A 24,331-nucleotide genomic window follows, 5' to 3' on the forward strand; every position below is an offset into this window, starting at 1 on the left:
AAAATAGCAAAACAGTGTCTTTAAAGCCTTTTAAAAGTATTGGAATTGGGGTTGCATATTCCCCAAACTTAAAAGCTAACCTCTTTGAGGCTGCCAGATTATCTGTTTTTTTTGGCGCCAAACTGTTTTTAATTCATGTTGGTGAAGTTTCTGAAGAAAAGACTAACATGTTGAGTATCATTCTCAAAAGTTTTGAAAAAGACAAGTTAGATTATGAAGTTGTTTTTAAAACCGGAGAGCCTGTAGATGTTATTTTATCCATTTCCGAAGAAAAAAAAATAGACTTACTCATCCTTGGAGCAGTTAGACGAGAACGCATTCTAAAATACTATGTGGGTTCTATTGCTAGACAAATTACGCGTCAAGCCAAATGTTCCATTTTATTACTGATCAAACCATCTGTTGAGCGTGTACCTTGTCAGCATATCGTGGTAAATGGCTTGAAAGACCCAAAAACTGAACAAACCATAACCTCAGCTTTTTATGTAGCGAAACAGCTAAAATCTGAAAAAATAACTATTGTAGAAGAAATTGCCCAGGATGAAGTTACAGTAAAAGTTGATGATGATAAATCGCTTAGAAGAGCGACTATAGCGAAAGAACGAATTAAGCTAAGAGAAAATTCTAGGATTAATGAAATTATTAGTCATATTCCTAAAGAATACACTAAAAATAAAATCATAAAATTACAGCCTATATTTGGTAAGCGCGGTTATTCTATTGGGCATTACGCGCAAATTTCGCGAGCCGATTTATTAATTATGAATGCGCCATCAAAAATGACATTTTGGGATAGACTTTTTCCTCATGATATTGAACATATTTTAACCGAGTTACCAACCGATGTGTTAATCCTACAATGAGTCCAAAAAAAAATAACATAAAAGACTTTTTTAAAGCCTTACCTAAAAATATTTTTTCGGGTTTTGTGGTTAGCCTAATCGCATTGCCTTTAGGCTTAGGACTTGCTATGGCTAGTGATGCGCCTCCTATTTCAGGAATAATTGCGGCTATTGTAGGTGGTGTTATGGTTTCCATTTTAGGGGGAAGTCATGTGACTATTGTTGGCCCTGGAAATGGACTAGTAGGTGTGCTTTTAGTGGCTATTTCTACGTTAGGAATAGAAACTGCCTATGTTGCCATTATGTGTTCGGGGGTTTTACTATTACTTCTTGGTTTTTTTAGAATGGGCGCACTAGCCGATTTTTTTCCATCTTCTGCCATACAAGGTATGTTGGCTGCTATTGGTTTAATTATTTTAGGCAAGCAATTCCATATTATGTTAGCTCACAAGATTAATAGAGCAGACACTATTGATTATCTTTTAGAGATTCCGTACACCATAAATGATGCTATTCACTACGGCAATAAAGGGCTAATTTTTGCTGCCTTGGCAGGTGTTTTAAGTTTAGCCATTATGTTCTTCTATTCTAAAATTAGAAATAAATATTTGCAGCTTATTCCTGCGCCTATGTGGATTGTTATTTTGTCGATAGGATTCAGTTATTACTTTGAATTTGGGCTTCATGAACCTAACCCTATAGCACAAGAATACATGATTGCTGGAATACCGAGTATTCAAAATATAATTGCCGATTTACCAATACCTAATTTTAGTGGTATTTGGAGTTTTTCCTTTTGGGGAAGTGTATTAGCACTAACACTTATTGCTAGTATAGAATCGCTTTTAAGTATTAAAGCTGTTGATAAATTAGACCCTGAAAAACGACGCTCCAATGTTAATAGAGATTTAAAAGCACTTGGTTTAGCAACTGTGGGTAGCGGTTTGTTAGGCGGTTTAAATGTAGTAACCGTAATTGCACGTAGCTCGGTTAATGTTAATCAAGGCGCAAGTAATCGGTCTTCAAACTTTTTCCACGCCCTGTTTTTAGTTTTGTTTATAGTGTTTTTTAGCACGCAGCTCACGCGTATCCCGCTTCCTGCTTTAATGGCTATTTTAGTATATACAGGCTACAAATTAGCATCGCCAAAAGTTATCACTAAAATGTTTTCTATCGGCAAAGAGCAACTTATTATCTTTTTCGTGACGTTAATTGTTACCTTAAAAATTGGTTTAATAACAGGAATCATTGCAGGTGTTTTAACCACGCTAATCATTCATCTAATTATCAATAGAAATTTGGGGTATGGCTTATTTATTAGAAATTTTTTGAAACCAAATGTTTTAATGTTTAAAGAACAAGGTAACAAAGACAATTACTACGTAAGTGTCAAGCATTTTTGCAGCTTTATAAACTATTTCAAATTAAAAAAACATTTGGATGCGATTCCTGAAAACCAAGATGTTATTGTAGATTTTTCACTATGTGATTTTGTTGATGATACGGTTCTGGAAAACATTAACGGCTACCAAGAGTTATTCGCTAAACGAGGTGGGCATTTTGATGTTGTAGGTTTGGACATGCACGACACAGAAACGAAGCATCCTTTTGCTTCAAGGCGTTTATTGCCCGTTCCTAAAATTATAAAAAACAGTCTTACCAGACGTCAAACAAGTATGGAAACTTTAGCCCAAAATAATAGTTTGGAATACAGTCCTAAAAAGGAAAAAGAAATATTGTTTTTAAATAGTTTTCTATTTTTTAGAACAAAGCAGATTAACCATATTTATAATAAGTTATCTCACAAAAATAATGCTATAACCATATTTGATATTGAGTTTTCAGAAGGTGAATTTATTGCCAAAGAAGTGGTTCGTAAAAGCATGCTTCACATCAATTTACAATTTGCTATTCCAGAGTTTACCCTAGATAAAGAAGGATTTCTTGAAAAAGTTTCAGCTTTTGCCGGATTTAAAGATATTCCTATAGAAAATCACGACGACTTTTCTAATCGCTTCTATTTACTTGGAGATAACGAACCTGGTATAGCTAAGTTTTTTAATGATGATGTAACGCATTTTTTTGAAAGTAATCCTTATTATCATGTGGAATCAAACGGAAATGCCTTATTGATTTTTGGTAAAGAACGTTTAGCCAGTACAAAAGAAATAAAAGCTTTATATGATTTTGGTAAGCGTTTAAAGGATGTTATCTCATCTAGCTAAATTTTAAATCATTATTGTCCGACTAAAAATAGTTCGCTTAAAGAAAACCTTTGCGAACCCTAAGTTTTCAGGGCTTATAAAAAAGAGGGGCTTGCTTTTTGCGATTACTGAAAAATTTTATTTTTTAGAAAGTTATGAATTTAAAAATTACTGTTTATCAATTAGTTACAATCAAGTCTTTGTTCTTGGTTCTAACAGCGAAGCGGTCTTGATTCTTTAATCGGACACTATTAATTATTTATGATACATTTCTTAATATATTCTTAACTTTTAATAGAAATAATAATAGATTTCTTAATTTTACATTCCTATGAATTTATTCCCCATAAATGCCGGAAACCTAAAGCTTGATGGTGGTGCTATGTTTGGTGTGGTGCCAAAATCGATATGGCAACGTACCAATCCTGCAGACACCAATAATATGATTGATATTGCTACACGATGTTTACTCATCGAAGACAGTAATCGCCTCATATTAATTGATAACGGTATGGGAAATAAGCAATCTGATAAGTTTTATGGCTACTATTATCCTTGGGGAGATTTTAACTTAGACAAATCCCTTAAAACTAATGGGTTTCATCGTGATGATATTACCGATGTGTTTATGACGCATTTACATTTTGATCATTGTGGAGGTAGTATTCAATGGAATAAAGACAAAACGGGTTACGAACCTGCTTTTAAATACGCCCATTATTGGAGTAATAAAGATCATTGGCAATGGGCAACCCAGCCCAATAGGCGAGAACGCGCATCGTTTTTAAAAGAAAACATTATGCCTATGGAAGAAAGTGGCCAGCTAAAATTCACATCGCTTCCTGAAGATAATTTACTTAAAAATTCTGAGTTAGGTTTCGATATTTTCTTTGCTAATGGACACACTGATAAACAGATGATTCCGCTTATCAAATATCAAGACAAAACTATTGCTTTTATGGCAGATTTGTTACCAACCGCGGGACATTTACCACTTCCGTTTGTAATGGGTTACGACACTAGGCCACTTTTAACTTTAGATGAAAAAGAAGTCTTTCTGAATATGGCTGCAGAACAGAATTACTATCTCTTTTTAGAACATGATGCTCATAATGAAATTATCACGGTGCAAAAAACCGAAAAAGGTGTCCGATTAAAAAATGTTTACACAGCTCAAGATATATTCAATTAAACATATAAATGACTAATTCTATTAACACCATGAGAAGAATTAAAACAATAGCAGCATCTGCTTTTTTATTAGTTTTATTTTTTGGCTGCGGAGGAACGGCGGCTGTTTTATCAACGCCAGTTGAAAATATTGATACATCTCCATTAAAAGTGTCTGAATTAACAGAATACGAAAAACTTAATTGGAGTCATTTAGATTTGGTTAAAGATACTATTCCAGGCATGAGTGTTAATAAGGCTTACTCCGAAATTATTAAAAATAAAAGAGGAAAAACGGTAATTGTAGCAGTTTTAGATTCTGGTATGGATATTAATCACGAAGATTTAAATGATGTGATTTGGACCAATAAAGGTGAAATACCTAACAACGGAAAAGATGATGATAAAAACGGCTATGTTGACGATATTCATGGATGGAATTTTTTAGGAGACGGCTATTACGAACAGTTTGAATATGTTAGAATTTTAGCGAGTGGAAATACTAGCAATCCTGATTATGCTAGAGCCCAGGCAGAATACCAAACAGAATATCAAACTTGGTTGAACAATAAAACCCAATACGATCAAATTTACCAGCAATTTAAAACTGCCGACGATGCTTTAGCAAAATACATAGGTAAAAAAGATTACACCCAAAAAGAGGTCAATGCTATTAAAACAGAAGATCAAGCTTTAAACCAATCTATACAAATTGCACAATATATTTTTAGTAACGGGAAAGACTCTTTGGCTGATGCATTAAAAGAAATCAATGATGGTTTAGTTCAAATTAACGACCGTTTAAACTATAACTTAAATAAAGATTACAAGGGTCGTGTCACTGGTGATAATCCAGAAGATTTGAATGATAAATTTTATGGTGATGGCAATATAAAACCAAGGAAAAAAAGCGAAAGTCATGCTACACATGTTGCGGGTATTATAGCTGCCGAACGCAATAATAAAAAAGGGGTCAATGGTATCGCAAACCATGTTAAGATTATGCCTATTAGAAGCACACCACGTGGTGACGAATATGATAAAGATGTGGTGCTTGCTATTCGTTATGCCGTTGATAATGGCGCCAAAGTAATCAATGCTAGTTTTGGTAAAAGCTTCTCCCCACATAGCGATTGGGTTCGTGATGCTATTGCTTATGCGGGGGAAAATGATGTTGTTTTTGTACATGCAGCAGGAAATGATGGTAAAGATGTAGATGCCAGCCCTAATTTTCCTGATGATAACATAAACGGTCAAGAAGTTTCAGATACCTATATTAGAGTTGCTGCTTTAACACCTAAATATGGATCTAATATGGTAGCAGCATTCTCTAACTACGGAAAGCAAAATGTAGATGTTTTTGCGCCTGGAGAGGGCATATATTCTACAACTCCAGAAAACGAGTATAAAACAGAAGGCGGTACCTCTATGGCTGCTCCAGCAGTCGCCGGTGTTGCGGCATTAATTCGTTCTTATTACCCAGATTTAAGTGCGGCTCAGGTAAAACAAATCATTATGGATTCTGGTTTAGCAATAAAAACTAAAGTCATTGTTGGCGGAGACACTAATGATATCAGACCTTTTTCAGATTTAACAAAATCTTCAAAAATGGTAAATGCGTATAACGCATTAATTATGGCAGCTCAATTGTCAAAACAAAAATAGTCGCAGTTTTCAGTATCCTGTAAGGTTTCAAAAACCTTGCAGATCTCTATTCAAAATCGGACTTAATTTTTAAGTATATCTCTTTTAAAAAACCTATTTTAATTTCAAGTTCTATGAATCGTTTTGTTATTTTTATTTTTTGTTTTTCCTTTTTATGGTCTTGTAGCGCTTCAAAAAATAGTGTCGTTACAGAACCCTCTGTTTTAACACCACCACAAACACCAACAACGCCTTCTTTATTAAAATCTACCTATTGGCAGCAACATGTTGACTATAAAATGGACATTGATATGGACGTAAACACCTATCAATATAAAGGAAAACAAACATTAGTATATACCAATAATTCACCAGATGTATTAAACCGGGTGTATTACCATTTGTATTTTAATGCCTTTCAACCAGGTAGTGAAATGGATGTCCGTTCTCGAACTATTGCAGACCCAGACCGAAGAGTTGGAGATAGAATAAGCAAGCTAAAACCTAACGAAATTGGGTATATAAAAGTGAATTCTTTAAAGCAGAACGGTGTTATTTTAAATCATGAAACGGTTGGTACCGTTTTAGAAGTCGATTTAGCAAAACCTATTCAACCAGGTGAAAAAGTGACTTTCGATATGGTTTTTGATGCCCAAGTACCTGTTCAAATTCGTCGCTCTGGAAGAAATAATGCAGATGGTGTCTCGCTTTCTATGACGCAATGGTACCCTAAATTAGCGGAGTACGATTTTGAAGGTTGGCATGCCGACCCTTATATAGCAAGAGAATTTCATGGTGTTTGGGGTGATTTTGATGTTAAAATCACACTTGATAAAAATTATATTATTGGAGGAACAGGTTATTTACAAAACCCAAACGAAATAGGTTACGGCTATGAAACAGGACCGGTTACACGACCTAATTCTGATAAACTAACATGGCATTTTAATGCGCTAAATGTGCATGATTTTACTTGGGCTGCCGATCCTGATTATCTTCATGATACGGTTCAGGTACCAAATGGTCCATTACTCCATTTCTTATACTCAAATGATAACGATATTATAGAAAACTGGAAAAAAATTCAACCTGAAACGGTAAAAATGATGCAGTTTTTTAGCGAAAACGTTGGTCAATATCCTTATAAACAATACTCTTTTATTCAAGGCGGTGATGGCGGTATGGAATATGCCATGTGTACATTAATTACTGGTGGTTCAAATTACGGTGGCCTTTTAGGAACAGCGGCTCACGAATTGGCACATACTTGGTTTCAATTTTTATTAGCTTCAAACGAAGCAAAACACGAATGGATGGATGAAGGCTTTACAAGTTATATTTCGGCTCTAGCCATGAATTCTATCAGAGAAAATAAAAGGAAAAATCCGTTTTTAGGCTCTTATAGAAGTTATATTCGTTTAGCAAATTCTGGCATAGAACAGCCGTTAACCACGCATGCCGATCGTTATAACTTAAACGCTGCTTACGGTGATGCAGCTTATAGTAAAGGCGCTGTGTTTTTAGCGCAATTAGGTTATGTTATTGGTGAAGAAAATTTAAAAAAAACCATCAAAAAATATTTTGATGATTTTTCATTTAAACATCCAAAACCATTAGATATCATAAGAACTGCAGAAAAAGTATCTGGTTTAGAGTTAGATTGGTATTTAATGGATTTTGCACAAACAACCAATACTATAGATTATGCGGTAAAGTCTATTGAAAACAATACGGTTACTTTAGCGCGTATGGGTTTAATGCCAATGCCAATTGATGTAACTGTTACTTATATTGATGATTCTACTGAAGATTTTTATATTCCATTACAAATGATGCGAGGTGAAAAACCAACCACAGCAACGGTAATTAAAGATTGGGCTTGGGCATATCCAACATATACCTTTCAAACTTCAAAAGATGTGAAATCTGTTGAAATTGATCCAAAAGGATTGATGGCTGATATTTATAAAGAGAATAATAAAAAGTAATATAATTCCTTTTAAAATTTGAGCCACCTTGTTTAAAACGAAGTGACTTTTTTGTTTTATAAATATTTGTTTGATTTTGTATGAGGAATTAAATTCGTTTAAAACCAAACTATTAGAAAATTTAGAAATCATCTTTAGTAAATTAAACTTTAGTACATGACAAAAATTTATAACAGAACTATAAACCGCACAAATATAGCACATTACAGCTTTTTCGTTACGTAGACCTCACAGGTTTTGAAATCCTGTGAGGTCTTTGTTGTCTTGAAATTTAGAGTAGTTTATTTCTCAAAAATAATGTCATGTACTTAAAAAAATTTAACATAAATAAAAACGATTTAATATTTTTGTATTGTTGTATTGTTGTATTGTTATAGCGTCGTGCAATCAGCACACACTAACTTTGTGTTTTACAATTATTGGGGTATGAAAATGTAAAGAATTATGATGGCTCATGGACAAAGTGGAGTTATTTTAACGATTTATCTTTTAAGAGTGATAGTATAGAAAATTTCTTGAAGCCGACCATCCCCGAGGCAAGCCAAAGGGGGTATTTCGCCAGCTTCATTTTAGCCTTGGAGCCAAAAACAGAAATTTTATATTTTGCCCCACCCGGAATTGCGAAAAGGCAATTCCGACCTCCCCAAAGGGGAGATAAATTCGGAAACCCCGAGGTAGAACCGTCGGGGAATTATTTAGATTAAAAATTAAAATGGAAAAGTATTTAGACGCATTTATCAATGCCTTTCAAGGCACAGCAAATTGGACCTGGAAATCTATACTATTTGAAGTGCCATGGTACACCAATTATTTTTATGGACTTATAGCTATCTCACTTTTTGTTTGGCTTTTAGAAATCGCCTTTCCGTGGCGAAAAGAACAAGCTGTTTTTAGACGTGACTTTTGGTTAGATGCGTTTTATATACTCTTTAATTTTTTCATATTCTCGATTGTAATTAGTGGTGTTTATGAGATTTTAGGATTACTTTTTGGCGAAATTAACATTACAGCAAAAAGCCTAGCGATTTTTGACATCTCAAAATGGACACCTTGGTTGCAGTTATTAGTATTCTTTATCATTCTTGACTTTGTACAATGGTTTACGCACGTATTACTGCATAAATATCCTTTCCTGTGGAAGTTTCATAAAGTACACCATAGTGTTAAGGAAATGGGGTTTGCTGCGCATATGAGATACCATTGGATGGAAAATATATTTTATAAACCACTTAAAACTTTTGGTGTTATGATAATTGGTGGTTTTGAGCCAGAACAGGCCTATATCATTCACTTTATAACCATTGCTATTGGTCACTTGAACCATTCCAATATCAAAATTACTTGGGGCCCATTAAAGTATGTTTTTAATAATCCAGTCATGCATTTATACCATCATGCCTATGTATTACCAAAAGGCAAATATGGTGTGAATTACGGAATTAGTTTAAGTCTTTGGGATTATATTTTTAAAACGAATTACATTCCTGAAGATAGTGGCAACATAGAGATTGGGTTTAAAGGTGATGATAAATTTCCGAAAGATTTTATAGGACAAAACACCTACGGTTTTAAAAAGAGTCAGCGTTGATTATTTTAGTTTTAAGATAACCGAATTCCATCAGAATTGCAAAAGTTTGTGGAATACAACACTAATAAATCACAAAATTTCTAAAAATCTTAATACCCAATTTAGATTAATAATTCAAACTCTATTACTCCAACCTTAATACCAAGGCTCTTTTTTATAAATTTTGGTTTTAGCTACGCGCTCTCTATTATTTAACCTTAAATGCGTGCTAGTTATTTGTTTGTTTCTATAGCCTAATAAATGAAACAGGGGTTTTGCCATAAACTTAGCCACAGTTAAGTTTACTTGTAAAACACCTTCGGCTTTACTTACCCAAGAAATTCCTGGTAACATTGCTAACAAGCTATCTGTTTTAATGCGTCTTAATACAGTAGATAATTTTAAGAAAAATGGTTCAATGGGTTTTATAATAAAAAAGCCTTCAGCCCCTCTTTGTTGATATAATGGCATAAATATACTACCATTATAAGGTGCGGCAATTTCAACAGCATTACTCATGGCTAATTTTGTTCCTTTTTTTATATGCTCAAAACTTTTAAACCCATTAAGCATTTTAAAACGTTCATCTTTTTTAATTTTATGAAGATAAATTACTTCATAAACAGTTTTATTTTTATTAGCTTGTTGCTTTAATTGTTCGTGATATTTTGAAAAATTAATTACCGCTTCTTCTTTTAAAATTCCGGAATACACCAAGGTTAAATACACAAAAGCGATACTATTAGTAATCGCTGAAAAATCATCATGTTGTCCAGATTCAAACCCTAAAGACACATATCCCATTTGATTAATATAACTTAGTAATGGTCCGTTTAAATATTCTTCAATACCTAATACGATGGGTATAGGAAATTGTTCTGAAAATTTTCGATTTATTAAAGCGTCATTGATGGTAATAAATGGCAACGTATTGCTAGATGTGGTATGTAAATCTACAAAGTAAAATGGCGGTTGATTCGCTTTTAATAGGTCTTCTAAAACAGTATGTAGCTCTAGCAATTCACCTTCATCAGCATTAAAAGTTTTTTTGTCTTTTATTTTTTGAATTTGCTGCTTGGTCCATAACCTATTCAAATCATCTTTAACAAAACGAATATGCTTTTTTAAAGCTTTCAAATTCCCTGAAATACCATAAATAGTACCTTTTACATAAGCGCTATTAATGCCAGCCAAAGTATCTTTTAAAGCAAAAACACCAGAAGTTTCATTGCCATGAATACCTCCAAAAAAAACAACTGTAGGCCCAGGTTTAGCGCCTTCAATCTTGCCAAGTATTCTATCTACTTTTATACTACTATCCAATGCTTTGTTATATACCTCAATCATACATTAAAATCATTTCGTGTAACTAAACCTATTAGCTTATTATTTTTTACTACAGGTAAACTGCCAATAGCATGAGTTTCCATTAATTTTTTAGCGGTTTCAATTGGTGTATATTCTTCAACAGTAATAATATCTGTTTTCATCAATTTTCCCACGCTATTATGTTTCTTTTCAGATTGGTATAAATAGCCTTCAACATCTGCCCAACTAATTAAACCTAATAACTCGCTTGCTCTATTTATAACAGGCATATGATGAATGTTTTTCCACTTCATAATGTGTAACACTAAGTCGATACTATCTTTTTTATCTACTGAAAAAATATCGGAACTCATAATATGCTTTACAACATACTTTGCTTTAAAACGTGTTTCATCAGTATGATGCAGCATGCCCCAAACTGAAACAGGATAGCCTTTTTCTTGTTTATCATACATATTGGCGGTTAATATCTGCATAGCCTCATAACGTTTATGTGTTTTTAATAAGCCTCTATAGTTTCTAACTAACCACTCTGAACCATTATTACCTCGAATTCTATCTTTTACAATTTTTAAATAAAATTCAGCATCTTTTGGGGTTACACCAACACGATATAAGCCTTTATAAGCCATAGGTAATAGTTCGTCTAAAAGAAGGTCGTGACTTGATATGTATTTTCCATTCCAATAAAACTGTGTTGCCATACCATAACGCGCCGCATTAAAAAAGTTTGTTTTTACATCCTTAAAATCCCATTGCTGATGGATATTTTTGTAATTCTTGGGTTTCCCCATCATGATACCCACCCAGAACATCATATTTGCAATTTCATCTGCGGTTGTAGGGCCAGAGGGAATGTATCTATTTTCAATCCTTAAATTTGGTTTGCCATCCATAACACCATAGCACACTCTATTCCATGGGTACACCGTACCGTTATGCAGCTGCAGCGCTCTAAGCTTTGGCGTTTCGTCGTTTTTAATCATATCTACACTATTGCGTGTAAAATGTGTAGTTAAAAAACTTCTAAATCTAGAAATGTTGTTTTTAAAAATATCGGTAATAGTTCCTCTTTCCCAATCGTTACCAAAACTAACTCTAGATTGTTTTTCATTTAATAAATAAGAATTAGCTCGAGTATCAATACTTTGTGTAAATAGTGCAATTCTGGTTTCGCTCCATAATTCTTTTCCAAAGAGTATAGGAGAATTAGTACATGCGCTTAAAACTGGTCCCGCAATAGCTTGCGCCCAATTATAATTATCTACAAAATCTTTTGGGTTTAATTGTAAATGCATCTGAAAACTAGTGTTGCAACCCTCTAGCATAACAGAATCATGCAGTAAATTAAGCTCATCAACACCCTTTATGTGGATGTCAAAACTTTTTCGCCGACTTTGTTTAAAGGCATCATTTAAAAACGAGTAACGCTCAACATCAGTCATATTTTCTTCACCTACATTATTTACAGATAGTGAAGGTAAAATACCGGTTAGGATGATTTTAATATTTTTTTTAGCCGCTATCTTTTTTGCCTTATCTAAATAGCTATCTAATTGCTTGTGAAGTTGTGAAAAGCAATCCTCCCCGAGCTTAAAGGTATCTAGATTGAGTTCTAAATTATAATTACTGATTTCGGTGGTAAAATGATCGTCATTAATATCTTCTAACAGTTCTAACGACTTGCTTTCTGGTAAAAATTGATCGTTTACCAAACAAAATTCTTGTTCTGCACCAATTCGTAAAGGGCTTTCTTCAATGATGTTCTTTTCAATCATCATATCCAAAGCTTCTATATCGTTTAACAAATGATGAATATAATTAGCTCTATCTTTTTTAGTATTGAGTTTTGTAACATTTAAATTTCCCATGACTATAATCTACATTGGTTTTCAGTGGATTAAATTACTCTGATTTAGGCGTTTTTAATATGATTTTTATCATGTGGAATTCTAAATGGTTAATTGTTATTCCTATTTTTGTATGCATAAATCTTTATATGTCTGCTACTTATTCTAAAAAAGAAAAGCTTAAAAGTAAAAAGTTAATTGATCAGTTGTTTACTGAAGGGCAATCGGTTTCAGTATTTCCATTACGATTAGTTTATTTATCCACACCATTTGAAGATCATGTTATTGCAAAAACAGGCGTATCTGTAAGTAAACGAAATTTTAAAACCGCAGTAGACAGAAATAAGATAAAGCGTTTGTTAAGAGAAGCTTACCGCCTAAATAAAGCTGATTTTTTTAACAATTTAACAACACAACATGCGTTTATGATTTTGTACATTGGCAAAGATAAACCCACATTTACCCAAGTTGAAACCATAATGAAAATGCTGTTTGAAAAGTTTTCAAGCAAAGTTTCAGAAAAATAAATTAACATGAGAAACTTACTGAGAAAGAAAATCATAATCCCAATATTAGCAGCTGTTGTATTCTTTTCAGCTACAGCATTTAAAAATGATTTTTTTGAAATCGCTAAACAGATAGAAATTTTTACCACGTTGTTTAAAGAATTAAACATGAATTATGTGGATGAAACCAATCCTGGTGATTTAATGGATACAGCCATAAAAAGCATGTTGGCAGATTTAGATCCATATACCAACTTTATGAACGAGCAAGATGTTGAAGCTGCCAGAATAAACAATACAGGCGACTATACAGGCATTGGCGCAAGAATAAAGACGCAAAAAGATAAGTTAGTTGTTGTGGAGCCTTACAAGGGTTATCCGGCTGACAAAGCGGGCCTAAAAGCGGGTGATGAAATTATAAAAGTTGGAACTATTTTAGTTGAAGATTATGATGATCACGCGGGTGATTTATTAAGAGGCGTCTCTGATTCTTCGGTTGAAGTGACTTACAAGCGCCAAGGAAAAACACAAACCGCAACCATAAAACGTGCTGAAGTTGAAATTAAAGCAGTGCCTCATTTTTCAATGATAAATGATAAAACAGGTTATATTGTTTTAAGTAGATTTAGTAGAAAAGCCCATGCTGAAACTAATTACGCCTTACGCGATTTAAAAGCTCAAGGTGCTGAACGTATTATTTTAGATTTACGCGGAAACCCTGGCGGATTGGTTAATGAGGCTATTAAAATTGTAAATCTTTTTGTACCCAAAGGGCAATTGGTAGTTACCACAAAATCAAAAGTTAAAAAGTATAACCGAACTTATATCACACAAAACGAACCTATTGATGCTGAAATTCCTTTAGTTATTCTCTTAGATGGCAGTAGCGCATCGGCTAGTGAAATTGTTTCTGGTGCATTACAAGATTTAGACCGCGCCGTAATTGTAGGTTCAAGAAGTTTTGGTAAAGGTTTAGTGCAGCGCCCAAAACAATTAACTTACGGAACACAGGTAAAAATTACTATTTCAAGATATTACACACCTTCAGGTAGATGTATTCAGTCTTTAGATTATTGGAATAGAAATGAAAAAGGTGAGGCGGTTAAAGTAAAACAAGAGAATTACAACGCTTTTAAAACCAAAAATGGTAGAAAAGTATTTGATGGCGGTGGTGTGTTTCCTGATGTTCTTGTAGGGTCAAACAAAATCTCACCAATTACAACAGCTATTGTAACCAATGACTTAATTTTTGACTACGCTACCAATTATTATTACAATCACGAATTTGATGATATTAATAATTTAAAGCTTACTGATAAAGATTTTTCAGCCTTTAAAAACTATTTAAATATAAATAATTTCTCTTTTGAAACCGATACTGAAAAGGCATTAAAAAAAGCGTTTGAAACAGCTAAAAAAGAAGAACTCAATGATGATATAGAAAATGATTTCAACACTCTGATTTCTAATTTAAATACATCTAAAACCAATGTTATAGATGAAAATAAAGATTATTTATTAGAATTGTTAACGGAGGATATCGTGAAACGTTATGTGTACAGAGAAGGCTTGTATGAGTATTTTGAAATGCATGATACCAAAATCAAAAAGGCAACAGATATACTTAGCAACCCAACCACTTATCAAGGTTATTTGAAATAAAAGGGGTTTATTTTTAAAACTATTAGCTTAAAACACAGCTTTTTATTCAGTTTGGTGGTTTATATGAAACCCCATACATATAGGCTTGTGGCATGGTTTTAGATTAAAAATAGTATATTTATCCCCTATTCAATGCCCTACTATGAATAAATTATTGGTATTAATATTAATTACTTTCAGCAGTGTTTTTGCTTTTTCTCAAAATGAACTAACACATGAAGTTTATTTTGATACAGATAAATACGATGTTCCAAACACGGAAGAAAATCGTTTGTTACTATTTATTTCTACTTTAAACGATATTGATATTGAATCCATTTCTATATTTGGTTTTTGTGATGATAGAGGCGCAGATACTTATAACTTAATATTATCTCAACAACGAGCAGATGCTATTAAAGCCATTTTTGCTAATAATGAAATAAGCGAAACATTAATAACCAATGTAGATGGTAAAGGCGAAATACTTCTTAAAATAGTTGAAGAAGAAAATCTTTTAAAAATAAGAGGATTAAATAGAAAAGTTGAGATTATAGTAAAACCCAAGCCGCCTAAACCCAAAGTTGTAAAAATTTTAAAGGAAAAAACACCTAAAGACAAGGATGTTGTAGACCTCATAAAAGAAAGCGCTAAAGGCGATAAAATTTTATTTAAAAACATCTTGTTTAAAACAGGATACCCAACCGTAACATCAGATTCTAAAAAAACTTTAGAATCTATTGCGAAAGCACTTTTAGAGCGTGATGATATTTATTTTACTATTCAAGGGCATGTGTGTTGTACCCAATTCTCTAGAGATGCGGTTAATAGAAAAACTAAAAAACGAAATTTATCTGAAGCTAGGGCCAAATATGTTTACGATTATTTTGCGAAGAAAGGCATAGATAAAAAACGTATGCGTCATTTAGGTTTACGTAGAAAATTTCCGCTAGGAGGCGACCCTCAATTTGATAGACGCGTAGAAATACTCATTACTTATGTGGGCAACCAAGCTAAATAAACTTTAATGTGCTTCAAAACCAAGTTTATTATAATTAGTTTCTGTTTTATTTCTTTTAACAGCCTGTGTCAAAATACATTTGTTCCCGACGATAATTTTGAACAAGCTTTAATAGATTTCGGTTTTGATACGGCGCCCTTAGATGATAATGTACCGACTTCAAACATTAGCAATATTACAGATTTAGATATTGCAAGTAGAAATATTACAGATTTAACTGGTATTGAAGATTTTATAAGCTTAACTAATTTAGACTGTTCTGATAACCAAATAACCCTTTTAAACATCTCTCAAAACACAAATTTAATAGAACTGTATTGTAGCGCAAATCAATTAATAAATTTAGATGTTACCAATCTTTCAAACTTAGTAAGATTATGGTGTTTTAGTAATCAATTATCAAACTTAAATGTATCTCAAAATCCCGGTTTAATTTCTTTGCGTTGCGAAAACAATCTTTTAACAAACCTAGATACTACTAATAATTCAATCTTAAATGTTTTAGTTTGTGAACAAAATCTAATTACCACCATTGATGTTTCAAATAGTGTTGGTTTAAATAGATTTCAATGCGGAAATAATTTATTGACTAGTTTAGATGTTAGTAGTAATACTAACTTATCTTATTTATCGTGTGAACAAAATCAGATAACAGATTTAAACCTTACCGATAATAGTCGTTTAGCTGTTTTAATATGTTTTAATAATGAATTAACAGCGCTTAATCTTTCTCAAAATTCTAGTCTAACAGGTTTAGAATGTGAGCGTAATAAGTTATGCAGTTTAAATTTAAAAAACGGAAACAACAACAATATGGTTTTAGTTGATTTTGATTCAAATCCAGATTTAAATTGTGTTGTTGTAGATGACCTTAACGGAAATCGTTCATTATGGGAGCCTGCTTTTTTTCCAAATTATGTAGATACAATTAATGATTGTAATCTTGTAGTTCCTGTTGATTCATTAGAAAACGTGATTGGAACAGCTTATACATTACCAATACTAAGCAGTGGTAATTACTTTACAGAATCTAACGGAATGGGAACAGCTTTAAACCCTGGGGATGTTATAACCACTTCGCAAACCATTTATATTTTTAATAAATCCACTTGTAATAGCAACGAAAGTAGTTTTACTGTAATTATTAATAATGAGGATTATTTTATACCAAAATATTTTACGCCTAATAATGATGGCGTAAACGATGTATGGCAGGTTTATGATAGACTAAACCTTATAAACAATATTAGTATTTATAACAGACACGGCAAACTTTTAAAATTTTTACCAAATAGTGCTTCAGGTTGGGATGGTACTTTTAATGGTGAATTACTGAGTAGTGGGAGTTATTGGTATGAAATTATTTTAAACTCGCGAGAAGTTTTACGAGGCTATTTTGCTTTAAAACGTTAATGTAAATGTCAGGTTGAGCGCAGTTGAAACCTATTTGCTTCTAAAAATTTTAAATTATTCTTTTACCATAGCTATATGTGGAATATCATCTTCAAGATAGGCCTCGCCTACTGCTTTAAACCCTAGATTTGTATAGAATTTTTTTAGATAACATTGCGCTGAAATTTTTATTTCCGAAGTGTTAAAATGATTTTTTATAGCTTTAATTGATGCTTCCATAATATCGTAGCCATACTTAAATTGCCTTTCATTTTTAGCCACTACTACCCTTCCAATACTAGTTTCTTCAAAATAATCTCCTGATTTAAAAATACGTGTATAAGCAACTAATTTTTCGTCTTTAAAACCTAAAACATGAAGCGCTTTTTCATCTTTTCCATCAATATCTTGATATACACAATCTTGTTCTACCACAAATACCTCACTGCGTAATTGTAACAAATAATACAACTCATGTTTTGTGAGTGCTTCAAAAGATTTGACTTTAATTTCTAACATAATTTATTAAATAAATATCAGCCACTAATTCACGAATGTTTATATCTTGTTTTTGTTTTCAGACCTGTCAGGTTTTGAAAACCTGACAGGTCTTTCGTGGCAAATTTTAAAAATGAGATTTCCTTCTTCACGGAAATGAAAAAATTATTAATTTAATCTTGTACAATAACATCTTTAGCATCGTCTTTTCCATATTCTGGTTGAATATTTACATGATTGATATCGTATTTGTGAAATACTAAATCTTCTATCTCGTGTAAAATGATATCAAATTCTGATAAGGTAATATCTTCACTAAAATCAATATGTGCTTCTAAATGAATTTCTTCTTCATTTAATTGCCAAACATGAACATGATGCACGTTTTTTATACTTTTAAATGCATTTATTTCATCCACTATTTTTTTTATAGGAACGGTATCTGGAGTGAATAACATGAGTACTTTTGTAGAATCTTTCAATAAATCAAAACCCATCCAAATTAAATATAATGCAATAGCAAAAGTAAGCACACTATCCACCCAATAGAGTTGATAATATTTCATTAATAAGCCGCCAATTAAAACCGCTACACTTGCCATCATATCGGTTAATAAATGCAGGTAGGCGCTTTTCATATTCATATTAGCTTCAGAATCTTTTTTTAATAAAAGAACACTTAATCCGTTAGCAATAATACCTAAAAGCGATAACCAAATAACTAAATTAGATTCTATTTCTTGTGGGTTTTGAAATCTTTTAATAGCTTCAATAATTAATAAAACAGCAACTATTATTAAGGTTGATGCATTAATGAATGCAGCTAATATTTCAGCACGTTTATAACCAAAGGTACGGTGAAAAGATGCTTGTTTTTTTGCTAATTTGTTTGCAGCATAACTTACTACCAAAGAAATAACATCGCTAAAATTATGAAGCGCATCACTTAAAAGTGCTAAACTACCAGAAAGTATCCCTCCTATTACTTGTGATACAGTAATAAGAATATTAAGTAAAATAGATATAAAAAGATTACGACCTTTTAAGTCGTTGTGTGAATGCGTGTGGTTATGAGAATGATGGTGTCCCATTTATACCAATTTAAATATATAGTAATGCATAAAGAAATTGAATTATTTTTAGTTAAAATAAGGCAAAAATCTAAATCATAGCCTTAGTTATGGTTTCTATTTTTAAAAAAATTATCTGAGTACATGACAAAAATTGATAATATATCGGATGTCAATCTGAGCGCAGTCGAAGACATTGGAAATATCGTATTCAAAAGCATTTCGACTGCGCTCAATGTGACACTTTTATATTTTTGTCATGTACTAAACAAAATTATAGATAAAAAGAAACGATTTATATGTGTTAATATATATATTGATGGTATTAGCAAGATAACGGAATTTTATCTATTCTTTTTTGGTGACGACCGCCTTCAAATGCTGTGTTTAAAAAAGTTTCAACCATTTCTACAGCTTGAGGAATAGCAGTATATCGTGCAGGAATACATAATATATTTGCATTATTATGTTTTCTTATTAACTCAACTATTTCTTTATTCCAACATAAACCAGCACGTATTTTTTGGTGCTTATTAGCTGTCATAGCAACACCATTTGCGCTTCCGCAGATTAGAATTCCAAAGTCCGCTTTATTAGTTTCAACATCTTCTGCAACAGGATGCCCAAAATCAGAATAATCAACACTATCATTAGCATCTGTACCGTAATTATTAACGGTAATTCCTTTTGATTCTAATAATGCTTTTATAGCAAATTTATAGTCGGTTCCGGCGTGATCGTTTCCTATAGAAATTGTCATAATATTATTGTATAATTATAAAAGCATAAAGGTAGTAAATATATCATTATTGTCCAGTAAAGAATCAAGACCACTTCGTTGATAGAACCAACCTGCCTACCGACAGGCAGGGAACAAAGACTGGATTATAACTAGCTGATAAACAGTTTTATTTTTTTTTAAATTTTTCTATAAAAATTAGCTGAGTACATGACAAAAATTGATAATATATCGGATGTCAATCTGAGCGCAGTCGAAGACATTGGAAATATCGTATTCAAAAGCATTTCGACTGCGCTCAATGTGACACTTTTATATTTTTGTCATGTACTAAAGAAAATTATTTAAAATAATATATTATTATACTTTTTTAATATTGTAATATCATATTATTATACTTTTTTGATATTATAATATTATTTTATTATATATTTATATAGATAATATTTCAAAATCATGATTAAAAGACAACTACACCAAGAACTAACAAATCTACTTTTTAAAGGGAAAGCTATTCTTATTTTTGGTGCTAGACAAGTAGGGAAAACGGTATTGATTAAAAAGACTATTAAAGATAAATCTTATTTATGGCTAAATGGAGATGAACCAGATATCCAAGTCTTACTTGAAAACATGACTTCAGACAGATTAAAAACCATTATTGGTAAACATAACATATTAATTATAGATGAAGCGCAAATGATCCACAACATTGGCTTACTTATTAAACGTATGGTTGATAATTTTCCAGAAATTCAAGTTATTGCTTCCGGTAGTAGTGCTTTTGAATTGGTAGACAAAACCAAAGAATCCATGGTTGGAAGAAAAGAAAAATTACAACTTTATCCTTTAACGTTTTCCGAAATGGTTACACATACTAATTTTATTGAAGAATCAAGATTAATGCCCCATCGTTTAATTTATGGTTATTATCCAGAAGTAGTTTCTAATCCTGGAAAAGAGGAAAAAATTCTAAACGATTTAGTCGAAGCCTTTTTATATAAAGACATCCTTAATCTTGAAGGTATAAAAAAATCAGCAACCCTTCAGCGCTTGGTTCAAATGCTTGCTTTTAGGATTGGTAGTGAAATCAACTATTCATCTTTAGGAAATGATTTAGGTATCAATAGATTAACTGTTGAAAAATACATTGATATTTTAGAAAAGAATTTTATCATATTCAGTCTTAATGCATTTAGTAGAAATCTAGACAACGAACTAAAAAAAGGCAGAAAGGTATATTTTTGGGATTTAGGTCTACGCAACCGCATTATCAAAAATTTTAAACCTATTGAGTTTCGAGATGATGTTGGCGCGCTATGGGAAAATTTTATTATTAGTGAGCGAAAAAAGAAATTAGCTTTTAATAACAATTTTTCCGATACTTATTTTTGGAGAAACACCCAACAAGCAGAAATTGATTACTTAGAAATTAAGAACCAAGATATTAATGCTTATGAAATTAAATACAATCCTAATAAAAAAGTGACTTTCACAAAATCATTTACCAATAAATATTTACCTAAAACCACACAAGTTATTCATAATCAAAACTATTGGGAGTTTTTACTCTAATACCAAATAACTTTATTTACCAACAGCAAAAATGTTTATTACTCTTGATATAAATATTAGTAACTTGTTAATAAGTGTGCATTAGTTTTTATAAGAAAAACATTGAATATCTATTTAATTTTTCAATCAAAAACCTACGGTTAACATGCAAATAAGTTAGCGTAAATTTTTAGTTAAGTTATAAGCACAAGGATGTATGGTTGTGAGTTATATAAAATGTAATACTTATTAAAAATTGTTGCTAATATAAGTTGCTAACAGTTGTTAATAGTATTTCTAAAAAGGCTCAAATTAAACGAGTTAACTATTTATAAACTGTTCACTTCATATCAACAACATTCCATAAGATATATATCAAAGTAAAGTTCAATAAAGTTATACCGCTATTCACAAGCTATAATAACCACCATTTATTTTTTTAAATTTAAAAGAAAAATTAATTATGTAATATATAATGTGGATAACTTTGATTTAACATTATAAAAACATGATTTAAAATTTAAGTTGTAGCTTTGCACCTGGTAATAAACATCTTCTCCTTACAATTACCTTAAAAATAACCGAATTTCACTTAACTTTAGAAATTCAATATGATTACAATAATTACATGACAAGAAAGAAAAAATCGAAATCCAATAAAGGGATTTCCAACTTAACAAATACAATCTTAAGTATATTAAAAAAAGAAAGAAATCAAAGTTTTAACTACAAACAAATAGCTGCTAAACTCGGTGTTAATGATGCTAGCAGCCGAAATCAAATCATAAAAAAATTAAAAGATCTACAAGGAAAACAAGAGATTGAAGAAGTTGAACGTGGTAAGTTTAAAGCCATTGTAAATACCGAATATCACACCGGTAGATTAGATTTAGCCGCCAAAGGAAATGGTTACATCATTTGTGAAGATTTTGCTGATGATGTATTTATAGCATCCAATAATATAAACAAAGCGTTACATGGTGATGAAGTAGAATTTTATGCTTACAAACGCAGAAACCGAGGTAAGTTAGAAGGCGAAATTACTAATGTAATAAAACGTGCAAAATCAGAATATGTTGGTGTTATTCAAATTCATAACAAAAAGAATTTTGCTTTCGTAGTTCCAGATAGTAATAAAATGCAGACAGATATTTTTGTGCCTATTAACAAAATTAATAAAGCTAAGGATGGCGATAAAGTATTAGTAAAACTTGAAGATTGGCCAGAAAAGGCAGATTCACCTCATGGAAAAGTGATTCAAGTACTTGGGAGACCAGGTGAGCACAATACAGAAATTCACGCGATTTTAGCGGAATATGGTTTACCAATGGAATTTCCGCATGAAGTTGAAGATTTTGCAAACGGAATTGATACGACGATCACAAAAGAAGAAATAGCAAAAAGACGCGATATGCGTAAGGATTTAACTTTTACTATAGATCCAAAAGATGCTAAAGATTTTGATGATGCACTTTCTTTTGAAATTTTAGATAATGGTTTACTCGAAATAGGAATTCATATTGCCGATGTATCACATTATTTACAAGAAGGTACTGTTTTAGATAACGAGGCTTACGAGCGTGCTACCTCAGTTTATTTAGTAGATAGGGTTGTTCCTATGCTTCCTGAGGTATTATCAAACAACGCCTGTTCATTACGTCCACATGAAGAGAAATTAACCTTTTCAGCTGTGTTTCAAATGAATGATAAAGCAGAGATTAAAAACCAATGGTTTGGTCGTACAGTAACTTATAGTGATGCGCGTTATGCTTATGAAGAAGCTCAAGCTGTAATTGAGTCAAAAACCAATACTATTCCTGCAGAAGTATCATTAACAGGAAAAGCATATCAAACGGATCAAAAATTAGCAGATGCCATATTAAAAATGGATGATTTAGCTAAAATTATGAGAGGGCAACGTATGCGCGATGGTGCTATTTCTTTTGATAAAGTTGAAGTGAAATTCGATTTAGATGAACATTCAAATCCTGTTGGTGTATTCTTTAAAACAAGTAAAGATGCTAATAAATTGATAGAAGAATTCATGTTGCTAGCCAATAGAAAAGTATCTGAATTTATCGGAAAACAATCACCAAAAAAGACGTTTGTTTATCGTGTACATGATGAACCAGACGAAAGTAAACTAGCAGCATTACAAAATGTAGTTGGTCGCTTTGGTTATAAACTTAATTTTAAAGATAGAAAAAGCACAACCGCTTCTTTAAATAATTTATTACAAGACGTTGCTGGGAAAAAAGAGCAAAATTTGGTAGATACTTTAACTATACGAAGTATGAGTAAAGCAGAGTATACCACACGTAATATAGGACATTATGGTTTAGCCTTTGCTTATTACAGTCATTTTACATCACCAATTCGTCGCTATCCAGATGTGATGGCGCATCGCTTATTACAATTGTATTTAGATGGTGGAAAATCTGCTAATGAAGACGTTTACGAAGATAAATGTAACCATTCTAGTAATATGGAAGGTTTAGCTACTCGGGCAGAGCGAGATTCTATTAAATACATGCAAATTCGTTTTATGGAGGATCATAAAGATGAAGAATTTGTTGGTGTAATATCAGGAGTTACCGATTGGGGAATTTATGTTGAAATAATTTCAAATAAATGTGAAGGTATGGTAAGTGTTCGTGACATGAATGATGACCATTATGCGTTTGATCAAGATTTATATGCTATGGTTGGTAGAAGTAATGGAATGGTATATCAACTTGGTGACGAAGTTGTAGTGAAAGTTAAAAATACCGATTTAGTTAAAAAGCACTTAGACTTTAATTTACTAGGAAAGCCTCAATAATAATATTATAATTATTTTTTGGGCGTTACCCTTAGGGTCGGGCTTTTCGGTAGTCGCTTCCCGATTAAAAATCGGGAGAGCTTCAATAAATACCTCAATCCTTAACCGCGGGTTCGTCGGCAATTTACAGTAAACAGTTTGCAGGTCTTTTTAACATATTTAAATACGGCTCGGTTTCCCCTCCTTGGAGGGGATTAAGGGGTGGGTGAAAACGTGTATTATAATTCTCGTAATATTTATAAATCATATTTAACCTTTAGATAATACAAAATCAAAAACCATGATATTAACCACAACAAATACAATTGAAGGACATAAAATACAAGATTATTTAGGTATAGTTACAGGTGTATCGGTTAATGTTAAAACGTCGTTTTCTTTTAAAACAGAAAAAAATAAAGTACTTTATAACGATTTTATTAATAAAGCAAAAGAAGATGCTTTTCAAGATTTGAAAGCAAACGCCATTAAATTAAAAGCAAATGCTATTGTGGG

18 protein-coding genes are annotated in these 24,331 nt (G+C 32.0%); 13 read left to right on the forward strand and 5 right to left on the reverse strand.

What is annotated here, in order from left to right; all coding sequences use genetic code 11:
- Positions 1 to 14: 14 nt before the first annotated feature.
- The 6 genes from AAC024_RS09625 (at position 15) to AAC024_RS09650 (ending at position 9,436) form a co-directional block, all read left to right on the forward strand.
- Positions 15 to 863, forward strand: coding sequence for a universal stress protein (locus AAC024_RS09625; protein ID WP_339895171.1), 849 nt, complete (start codon positions 15 to 17; stop codon positions 861 to 863).
- Positions 860 to 3,067, forward strand: a complete 2,208-nt coding sequence (locus tag AAC024_RS09630; protein ID WP_339895172.1) for a SulP family inorganic anion transporter — start codon at positions 860 to 862, stop codon at positions 3,065 to 3,067. Before AAC024_RS09625 ends, AAC024_RS09630 begins: the two co-directional genes overlap by 4 nt.
- A 310-nt stretch (positions 3,068 to 3,377) precedes the next feature.
- Positions 3,378 to 4,238, forward strand: a complete 861-nt coding sequence (locus AAC024_RS09635) for an MBL fold metallo-hydrolase (protein ID WP_339895173.1) — start codon at positions 3,378 to 3,380, stop codon at positions 4,236 to 4,238.
- 29 nt (positions 4,239 to 4,267) lie between these two features.
- On the forward strand, positions 4,268 to 5,881 hold the full coding sequence (locus tag AAC024_RS09640) for a S8 family serine peptidase (protein WP_339895187.1): 1,614 nt from the start codon (positions 4,268 to 4,270) through the stop codon (positions 5,879 to 5,881).
- A gap of 113 nt (positions 5,882 to 5,994) precedes the next feature.
- Positions 5,995 to 7,848, forward strand: coding sequence for a M1 family metallopeptidase (locus AAC024_RS09645; protein WP_339895174.1), 1,854 nt, complete (start codon positions 5,995 to 5,997; stop codon positions 7,846 to 7,848).
- A 712-nt stretch (positions 7,849 to 8,560) separates the two neighbouring features.
- Positions 8,561 to 9,436 carry a sterol desaturase family protein gene (locus tag AAC024_RS09650; RefSeq protein ID WP_339895175.1) on the forward strand — a complete coding sequence of 292 codons (876 nt, stop codon included), beginning with the start codon at positions 8,561 to 8,563 and terminating at the stop codon, positions 9,434 to 9,436.
- Positions 9,437 to 9,571: 135 nt separating this feature from the next.
- On the opposite strand, the gene AAC024_RS09655 is transcribed toward AAC024_RS09650, so the two are convergent.
- Complete coding sequence (locus AAC024_RS09655; protein WP_339895176.1) at positions 9,572 to 10,762, reverse strand: succinylglutamate desuccinylase/aspartoacylase family protein; 1,191 nt, start codon at positions 10,760 to 10,762, stop codon at positions 9,572 to 9,574.
- Entirely contained in the window at positions 10,759 to 12,615 is a 1,857-nt protein-coding gene (locus tag AAC024_RS09660; RefSeq protein ID WP_339895177.1) for a CBS domain-containing protein, read from the reverse strand. The genes AAC024_RS09655 and AAC024_RS09660 overlap by 4 nt, the downstream gene beginning before the upstream one ends.
- 128 nt (positions 12,616 to 12,743) lie before the next feature.
- On the opposite strand from AAC024_RS09660, the gene rnpA reads away from it, so the two are divergent.
- The 4 genes from rnpA (at position 12,744) to AAC024_RS09680 (ending at position 17,175) form a co-directional block, all read left to right on the forward strand.
- Positions 12,744 to 13,121 (forward strand): ribonuclease P protein component, encoded by a 378-nt coding sequence (rnpA, locus tag AAC024_RS09665; protein ID WP_339895188.1) that lies wholly within the window; start codon positions 12,744 to 12,746, stop codon positions 13,119 to 13,121.
- A gap of 6 nt (positions 13,122 to 13,127) precedes the next feature.
- On the forward strand, positions 13,128 to 14,762 hold the full coding sequence (locus AAC024_RS09670) for a S41 family peptidase (RefSeq protein WP_339895178.1): 1,635 nt from the start codon (positions 13,128 to 13,130) through the stop codon (positions 14,760 to 14,762).
- A gap of 142 nt (positions 14,763 to 14,904) precedes the next feature.
- Positions 14,905 to 15,762, forward strand: coding sequence for an OmpA family protein (locus tag AAC024_RS09675; RefSeq protein WP_339895179.1), 858 nt, complete (start codon positions 14,905 to 14,907; stop codon positions 15,760 to 15,762).
- A gap of 6 nt (positions 15,763 to 15,768) precedes the next feature.
- Positions 15,769 to 17,175 (forward strand): T9SS type B sorting domain-containing protein, encoded by a 1,407-nt coding sequence (locus AAC024_RS09680; RefSeq protein ID WP_339895180.1) that lies wholly within the window; start codon positions 15,769 to 15,771, stop codon positions 17,173 to 17,175.
- A gap of 54 nt (positions 17,176 to 17,229) precedes the next feature.
- Here AAC024_RS09680 and AAC024_RS09685 read toward each other — a convergent pair whose 3' ends face one another.
- The 3 genes from AAC024_RS09685 to AAC024_RS09695 all read right to left on the reverse strand — a co-directional run bounded on the left by AAC024_RS09685 (position 17,230) and on the right by AAC024_RS09695 (position 19,482).
- A complete protein-coding gene (locus AAC024_RS09685) occupies positions 17,230 to 17,673 on the reverse strand; it encodes a GNAT family N-acetyltransferase (RefSeq protein WP_339895181.1) in 444 nt (147 codons plus the stop codon).
- Between the two features lie 152 nt (positions 17,674 to 17,825).
- Complete coding sequence (locus AAC024_RS09690) at positions 17,826 to 18,743, reverse strand: cation diffusion facilitator family transporter (RefSeq protein ID WP_339895182.1); 918 nt, start codon at positions 18,741 to 18,743, stop codon at positions 17,826 to 17,828.
- Between the two features lie 304 nt (positions 18,744 to 19,047).
- Positions 19,048 to 19,482 (reverse strand): RpiB/LacA/LacB family sugar-phosphate isomerase, encoded by a 435-nt coding sequence (locus tag AAC024_RS09695; protein WP_339895183.1) that lies wholly within the window; start codon positions 19,480 to 19,482, stop codon positions 19,048 to 19,050.
- A gap of 435 nt (positions 19,483 to 19,917) precedes the next feature.
- On the opposite strand from AAC024_RS09695, the gene AAC024_RS09700 reads away from it, so the two are divergent.
- The 3 genes from AAC024_RS09700 to AAC024_RS09710 form a co-directional block, all read left to right on the forward strand.
- Entirely contained in the window at positions 19,918 to 21,036 is a 1,119-nt protein-coding gene (locus AAC024_RS09700; RefSeq protein WP_339895184.1) for an ATP-binding protein, read from the forward strand.
- A gap of 607 nt (positions 21,037 to 21,643) precedes the next feature.
- The gene (rnr, locus tag AAC024_RS09705) at positions 21,644 to 23,836 is read left to right on the forward strand and encodes a ribonuclease R (protein ID WP_339895185.1); all 2,193 of its coding nucleotides are present in this window, start codon (positions 21,644 to 21,646) and stop codon (positions 23,834 to 23,836) included.
- Between the two features lie 280 nt (positions 23,837 to 24,116).
- Positions 24,117 to 24,331, forward strand: a 215-nt coding sequence (locus AAC024_RS09710; protein ID WP_339895186.1) for a heavy metal-binding domain-containing protein, incomplete at its 3' end; no start/stop codon positions are given.

The organism is uncultured Algibacter sp. (assembly GCF_963976535.1).
Taxonomy (GTDB): Bacteria; Bacteroidota; Bacteroidia; order Flavobacteriales; family Flavobacteriaceae; genus Algibacter_B.

Coding starts and splice junctions, on each gene's coding strand:
- AAC024_RS09630 (WP_339895172.1), top strand. CDS start 860: ATGAGTCCAAAAAAAAATAACATAAAAGACTTTTTTAAAGCCTTACCT.
- AAC024_RS09635 (WP_339895173.1), top strand. CDS start 3,378: ATGAATTTATTCCCCATAAATGCCGGAAACCTAAAGCTTGATGGTGGT.
- AAC024_RS09640 (WP_339895187.1), top strand. CDS start 4,268: ATGAGAAGAATTAAAACAATAGCAGCATCTGCTTTTTTATTAGTTTTA.
- AAC024_RS09645 (WP_339895174.1), top strand. CDS start 5,995: ATGAATCGTTTTGTTATTTTTATTTTTTGTTTTTCCTTTTTATGGTCT.
- AAC024_RS09650 (WP_339895175.1), top strand. CDS start 8,561: ATGGAAAAGTATTTAGACGCATTTATCAATGCCTTTCAAGGCACAGCA.
- AAC024_RS09655 (WP_339895176.1), bottom strand. CDS start 10,762: ATGATTGAGGTATATAACAAAGCATTGGATAGTAGTATAAAAGTAGAT.
- AAC024_RS09660 (WP_339895177.1), bottom strand. CDS start 12,615: ATGGGAAATTTAAATGTTACAAAACTCAATACTAAAAAAGATAGAGCT.
- rnpA (WP_339895188.1), top strand. CDS start 12,744: ATGTCTGCTACTTATTCTAAAAAAGAAAAGCTTAAAAGTAAAAAGTTA.
- AAC024_RS09670 (WP_339895178.1), top strand. CDS start 13,128: ATGAGAAACTTACTGAGAAAGAAAATCATAATCCCAATATTAGCAGCT.
- AAC024_RS09675 (WP_339895179.1), top strand. CDS start 14,905: ATGAATAAATTATTGGTATTAATATTAATTACTTTCAGCAGTGTTTTT.
- AAC024_RS09680 (WP_339895180.1), top strand. CDS start 15,769: ATGTGCTTCAAAACCAAGTTTATTATAATTAGTTTCTGTTTTATTTCT.
- AAC024_RS09685 (WP_339895181.1), bottom strand. CDS start 17,673: ATGTTAGAAATTAAAGTCAAATCTTTTGAAGCACTCACAAAACATGAG.
- AAC024_RS09690 (WP_339895182.1), bottom strand. CDS start 18,743: ATGGGACACCATCATTCTCATAACCACACGCATTCACACAACGACTTA.
- AAC024_RS09695 (WP_339895183.1), bottom strand. CDS start 19,482: ATGACAATTTCTATAGGAAACGATCACGCCGGAACCGACTATAAATTT.
- AAC024_RS09700 (WP_339895184.1), top strand. CDS start 19,918: ATGATTAAAAGACAACTACACCAAGAACTAACAAATCTACTTTTTAAA.
- rnr (WP_339895185.1), top strand. CDS start 21,644: ATGACAAGAAAGAAAAAATCGAAATCCAATAAAGGGATTTCCAACTTA.